The sequence below is a fragment of the Protofrankia symbiont of Coriaria myrtifolia genome, assembly GCF_900634755.1.
GTDB classification, from domain to species: Bacteria; Actinomycetota; Actinomycetes; order Frankiales; family Frankiaceae; genus Protofrankia; species Protofrankia coriariae.
Genome location: NZ_CAAAFS010000098.1, coordinates 1 through 5,475 on the forward strand (window position 1 = coordinate 1; position 5,475 = coordinate 5,475).

Genomic DNA, 5,475 nt, shown 5'->3' on the forward strand with positions numbered 1-5,475 from the left:
GCCGGGGACACCGGTGGGCCGGGAGATGCCGGGCGAAGCCGCCGGACGCGCGGTCACCTGGACGTGGCGGTGGTGGACGCCCGTGAGGTCGCCGCGTCCCAGGCGTCGGCGACGATCCGGTCGATCGTCGAGCGGCTGCCCTGCCAGCCCAGCTCCGCCCGGATGCGCCGGCTGTCCGCCACGAGCACGGGCGGCTCCGCCGCCGGCGGGCGGTGCACCCGTTGTACGGCGCGGCCGGTGACCCGTTCCACCGCGTCGAGGACGTCGATGACGCTGACCCCGAGGCCGGTACCGACGTTGAAGATCCTGCTGTGGCCGGGCCGGACGGCGTCCAGGGCCGCGAGGTACGCCTCGGCCATGTCGGCCACGTGTACGTACTCGCGGATCACCGCCCCGTCCCCGTTGACGCCGAAGGACTCGCAGCGCCCGGCGGCCACCGCCAGCGCCGCCGGGATGATCCGGCTCTGGTCGTTGTCGGCGTGCCGGCCCGCGGCGCCCGCGACGTTGAAGGAGCGCAGCACCACCGCGCCGATCCCGCCGGTCGCGGCCTGGTGGACGACGAGCTGCTCGGCGGCGAGCTTGGAGGCCCCGTAGGGGTGGGTCGGCGCCGGGGGCGTGCTCTCCGGGATGGGCTGGATCTCCGGCGTTCCGTAGACGGCGCAGGTCGACCCCAGGACGACGACCGGCGCGGTCCCGGCGGCCTTGGTACCGCGTTCGAGCAGCCGCAGCAGGTTCGCGGTGCCCGTCACGTTCACCGCGAAGTACCGCAGCGGGTCATACCGGGACTCGCGTACCCGGGTCAGGGCGGCGAGATGGCAGACCGCGTCGAAGCCGCGGTCGAGCCGGGCGAGCTCGAGCTCGTGGAAGTCCACCAGGTCGGCGGCGACGACCTCCACTCCCGGCGCGAACGGCGGGCACGACCGTCCGGAGCGGACGAGCGAGGTCACCTGGTGTCCGGCCGCGGCGAGGGTGTCGGTGACAGCCCCACCGACGAAACCGGCCGCACCGGTGACAAGAACACGCACGATGTCGACGAGGCCTCAGGACGCGGCCCGCATGCGCAACCCGGGCAGCAGCGTCCCGCGATGGCGCCATGCGAGCTCCAGACAGGCCGCGGCCGAGGGCGCGAGCGGTTCGTGCTCGATCAGCCGGCGGACAGTCGCGTGGGTGAACGGGATACCCTCCGACGCCTGCCGGTGCGGACCGGTGGTGACCACGGATCCCTCGGCGTTGACCGGGACCATCCCGCTGAACAGTGAGTCGAAGACGTCGGCGTCCACGACCACGACCGTGAGGATCTCGCCGAAGAGCGTGAGCGCGTCGACGCCCATGCCGAAGCACCAGGCGCGGACACAGCCGGAGTGCCGGGCCCGCTGCAGGGAGCGGAACGGCTCGTCGCCGTCGTAGTCGATCAGACAGGAGCTGGTGCCGTCGTGTTCGGCGTTGCCGAGCAGCTCCTCGCTCAGCTCCCGCATGATGTTGCGCCAGAGGTCGAAGTCCGTCTCGTGGTGGCCCGGGGAGATCCCGGACGGCTGGAACACCCCCGCCGGCAGCACGTGGTAGACGCCGCCGGCGGTCGCCACCGAGCCGGCGCTGCGGCGGTGCAGCATGAAGCTCGCCCGGCTCTGGTCGTGCCGGATGGTCAGGGTGTTGATGGACGGCAGGACGACCCGCTGGCACAGGTCGAACGGGTCGCCGATCCGGCGCCGGAACGGCAGCGCCGGCCAGGACAGCCCGCCGCCGAGCATGGCCGCGGCCGTTTCGTGGGCGACCGACTCGCACACGTCGAGGGCGTCGAAGTAGGTGGTGTGGCCGAAGGACAGCCGCGGCCCGCGCTGCCCGGCGCGGATGGCCTCGAGCATGCGGAAGCTCAGGCGGTTCTCGAAGAGCGTGGGCCGGTCGAGGTCACGCATGGCCCGGGTGTACGTCCCGAAGGCAGCCCCGCCGTCGGTCAGCGGGCGCAGGTGCTCGGTGTCGGCGCCCGCTCCCGACACCGTCGGCGCGGGGAGCGTGTCGGACCACGCCAGTTCGATGTCGGCGAGGTCGACCGGCTCGTTCCACATCCAGTTGGGCCGGACCAGCAGGCCGTTGCCGAGCCGGTAGGGCTGCGGGTACAGGCCGGCCGCGGCCCGGGCCAGGCTGATCCGGTGGTGGTTGAGGTAGTCGCGCGTCAGCCGCCAGGTGCGCTGACTGGCCGCGATCCGTTCGTCCAGCGGGTCGGCGGGGTCGGCGTCCCGGCGGCTTTCGATCAGGGAGCCCGCGGCCAGGCCCACATCCTCCGGGGACAACGACAGCCGGCGGGCGATGTGACGCAGTGTGGAGATGTCATGAATGGCCCGCCGGCCGCTTTCGACCTTGGAGACATAGGACTGGTCGAAGCCGAGCCGTTCGGCGAGTTGCTGCTGGGTGAGCCCGAACGTCTGCCGGTAGGAGCGGAGAAGGAGTCCCACGCCGGTCGATCGCGTCGTCTGGTGCGGCGGCGTCCACAGCCATGGTTGACCAGTCACCCGCGGTCCTTTCATCCGGCTTCGGGGTTACTGGAAGTGAGCATAACTAGTCGGTCGATCGACCGCGCATAGCCACAAAATGGTCGCTTCCGGTACAGCGAAAATGTTGCTTGCGGTGAAGTGAATCACACGTTCCGCTGACAATCTAATGAGCGCACCCGAGCGGGACGAGCGTGTGTCGCGGGCCGGACGGCTGTCGATTCTTCAGCTGTTCGAGAGCTGTTCGAGGTTCCCGGTTGTGTGGATCACCGGTTCACGACGCCGTCGGCGAGATCGAAAAAGATCACGACGACGATCGGCGCGATGATCCAGCGGAGAAGGCCCAGCCGACCCCAGATCTCCCGCACGACACCGCCGCCGACGCGGCGGCCCCACACCAGCAGCGCGAACAGGGCGCCACCGACGACGACGAGAAATATGCCTGCGTTACTGGCGTCGGGATGCACACCGACGATCATCGCAGATGATCCCGGGAGGGACGGTGGCGTCATTCACACGGGGTTCACACGGAGCGGCGCAACAGCGGCGGGTGCAGGGCCGTCGCGGAGCCCCGCCGGTACAGCTCGGCGGGGCGCCCCCCGCCGCGGGGCGCCGCGCGGGCGCCGACCGGCACCACGAAGCCAGGGGTCGACAGCACCTTGCGGCGGAAGTTGGGCGGGTCGAGCGGGGCTCCCCAGGCCGCCTCGTAGACGCGGCGGAGCTCGGCCAGGGTGAACGGCTCCTCGCAGAAGGCGGCGGCGAGCGGGGTGTACTCCAACTTGCTGCGGGCCCGTTCCACGCCGTCGGCGACGATCGTCGGATGGTCGAAGGCGAGGACCGGGCCGTCCGCGGAGCCCAAGTCCTCCACAGGCCACCAGCGGGCCGTCGGCCCGTCACGGTCGGTTCCCGGTGGGGGCGGCAGGTTCGGGAGCAGAGCGAGGTAGGCCACGCTGACGACCCGCGCCCGCGGGTCGCGGTCCGGCCGCCCGTAGGTGCGCAGCTGCTCAAGATGGCCGGACGCGGCGACGCCGGTCCCCTCGGTGAGCTGCCGGCGGGCCGAGGCGTCCAGGTCCTCGTCCACCCGGACGAAGCCGCCGGGCAGCGCCCAGCCGTCCTGGAACGGCGGTGAGTCCCGTTGGGTGACCAGCACACAGAGCTGCCCGGAACGCAGCGTCAGCAGGACGACATCGACAGTCACCGCGATCGGCGATGGTCCGTTCACGAACGTGTCCGGGGCCCGCCGCGCGTGGGCCCGGCCCGCCCGGGCCCTGTCGGTAGGGGCCCTGTCGGTAGGGGCTCTGTCGGTGGGGACGCTGTCCGCGGGGCCTCCGCCGAGCGGGGCGTCGTTCGACATGACAGGTCTCACGATGCCCCAGTGTGCGGCCTGGCCACGCGGACGGGGACGCGGACCCGCCGTCCGGCCTGGGACGAACCGACACGACGAGCCGACGCAAGAGGCTGGTGGGACGGGCCACGGCCCGTCCGTGGGAGGGCCTACCGTTGCCCGGGCTGCCGCTGTGCCCGCTGGCCGGTGGTGATGACCGGCAGGCACGGCCCGCCGTAGGTGACGTGCAGCGCGTGCGCAGGCAGGGACGCCAGGGCCGCCTGGTGATGGGCGCGGGCGGCACGCAGCCCCTCGGGGGTCGTGCCGTCGGCGTCGAGAATCCGGCCGCCGCGCACCAGCGGCACCAGCAGCGGCCGTTCCGGCCAGGACGGGTCCGCCTCCGGGCCGGACGGGGCTGACAGGCGGCCGATGTCGGTGCCGGCAGCAGCCGGCTGGGCGGCGTCGGTGTGATTCTCGTCTCGCGTCGTCGTCAGCCCGGACTCCCGGGTCGCCGTAGTGATCACATCGGCGACCGCCACCCCGTTGCGGTCGTGCCGGCGGGTCAGGTCCTTACGGCCGCCCCTGGTGCTCTTGCCGACCGAGGCCTTCGCGACCGCCGTCCCCGCCACTTCGACGATCTTGTAGACGAACCCCGTCGTCGGCGCGCCCGAGCCGGTGACGAGCCGGGTGCCCACGCCGTAGCCGTCCACCGGCGAGGCCGCGAGCGAGGCAATGACGTGCTCGTCGAGATCCCCGGTGACGATGATGCGGGTGGCCTGCGCGCCGAGGCCGTCCAGCTGGGCGCGGGTGGCCCGGGCCACGGCCGCGAGGTCGCCGCTGTCGAGCCGGACCGCGCCGAGTGCCGTCCCGGCCACCTCGACCGCGGTGGCGACCGCAGCCGGCACGTCGTAGGTGTCGACGAGCAGCGTGGTGCCCGTTCCGAGCGCGCCGGTCTGGGCGGCGAAAGCCTCCCGCTCGGAGGGGTGGACGAGCGTGAACGCGTGCGCCGCCGTGCCGGTCGTGGGGATGCCCCAGCGCCGGCCCGCCGCCAGGTTCGAGGTGGCGGTGAAACCGACCAGGTAGGCGGCCCGGGCCGCGGCGACCGCGGCCTGCTCGTGGGTGCGGCGGGAGCCCATGTCGACGCACGGCCGGCCCGCGGCCGCGGCGACCATCCGGGCGCCCGCGGCGGCTATCGCGCTGTCGTGGTTGAGCACGGACAGCACCAGGGTCTCCAACAGGACGCATTCGGCGAAGGTGCCTTCGATGACCAGCACCGGGGTGTTCGGCATGAACGGCTCGCCCTCGGCGAGACCGTGGATGTCCCCGCCGAAGCGGTAGCCGGCCAGGTAGTCCGCGGTGGCGTCGTCCACGATCCCGTTGCCGCGCAGGTAGGCGAGCTCGTCCGGGCCGAACCGGAACGCCGCGATCGCCTCCAGCAGGCGGCCGGTGCCGGCGAGCACACCGAACCGGCGCCCGGCCGGCAGCGCCCGGGTGAACACCTCGAAGACCGCCCGCTGCGACGCCGCCCCCGAACGCAGCGCGGCCCGCAACATCGTCAGCTCGTACTGGTCGGTCAGCAGGGCTGTGGACGCCGGTGCGGGCAGCCGCGTGGACGGCGGTGTGGGCAGCGGCGTGGGCGTGGTCATCGCGACCACACTAGTAGAC

Annotated in this window: 5 protein-coding genes; all 5 read right to left on the reverse strand. The window is 72.7% G+C overall.

The genetic code is table 11. From position 1 onward, the window contains the following. Positions 1-53: 53 nt before the first annotated feature. The 5 genes from CM1CMNOD_RS05625 to CM1CMNOD_RS05645 all read right to left on the reverse strand — a co-directional run bounded on the left by CM1CMNOD_RS05625 (position 54) and on the right by CM1CMNOD_RS05645 (position 5,456). The gene (locus CM1CMNOD_RS05625; protein WP_013872698.1) at positions 54-1,025 is read right to left on the reverse strand and encodes an NAD-dependent epimerase/dehydratase family protein; all 972 of its coding nucleotides are present in this window, start codon (positions 1,023-1,025) and stop codon (positions 54-56) included. Between the two features lie 15 nt (positions 1,026-1,040). Then, positions 1,041-2,507 carry a helix-turn-helix domain-containing protein gene (locus CM1CMNOD_RS05630; protein WP_013872699.1) on the reverse strand — a complete coding sequence of 489 codons (1,467 nt, stop codon included), beginning with the start codon at positions 2,505-2,507 and terminating at the stop codon, positions 1,041-1,043. Positions 2,508-2,752: 245 nt separating this feature from the next. Then, positions 2,753-2,965: a hypothetical protein gene (locus tag CM1CMNOD_RS05635; RefSeq protein ID WP_013872700.1), complete on the reverse strand. Its 213-nt coding sequence runs from the start codon at positions 2,963-2,965 to the stop codon at positions 2,753-2,755. A 44-nt stretch (positions 2,966-3,009) separates the two neighbouring features. Beyond that, complete coding sequence (locus CM1CMNOD_RS05640; RefSeq protein WP_013872701.1) at positions 3,010-3,840, reverse strand: NUDIX hydrolase; 831 nt, start codon at positions 3,838-3,840, stop codon at positions 3,010-3,012. Positions 3,841-3,980: 140 nt separating this feature from the next. Beyond that, entirely contained in the window at positions 3,981-5,456 is a 1,476-nt protein-coding gene (locus tag CM1CMNOD_RS05645) for a nicotinate phosphoribosyltransferase (RefSeq protein ID WP_013872702.1), read from the reverse strand. Between the last annotated feature and the right edge of the window lie 19 nt (positions 5,457-5,475).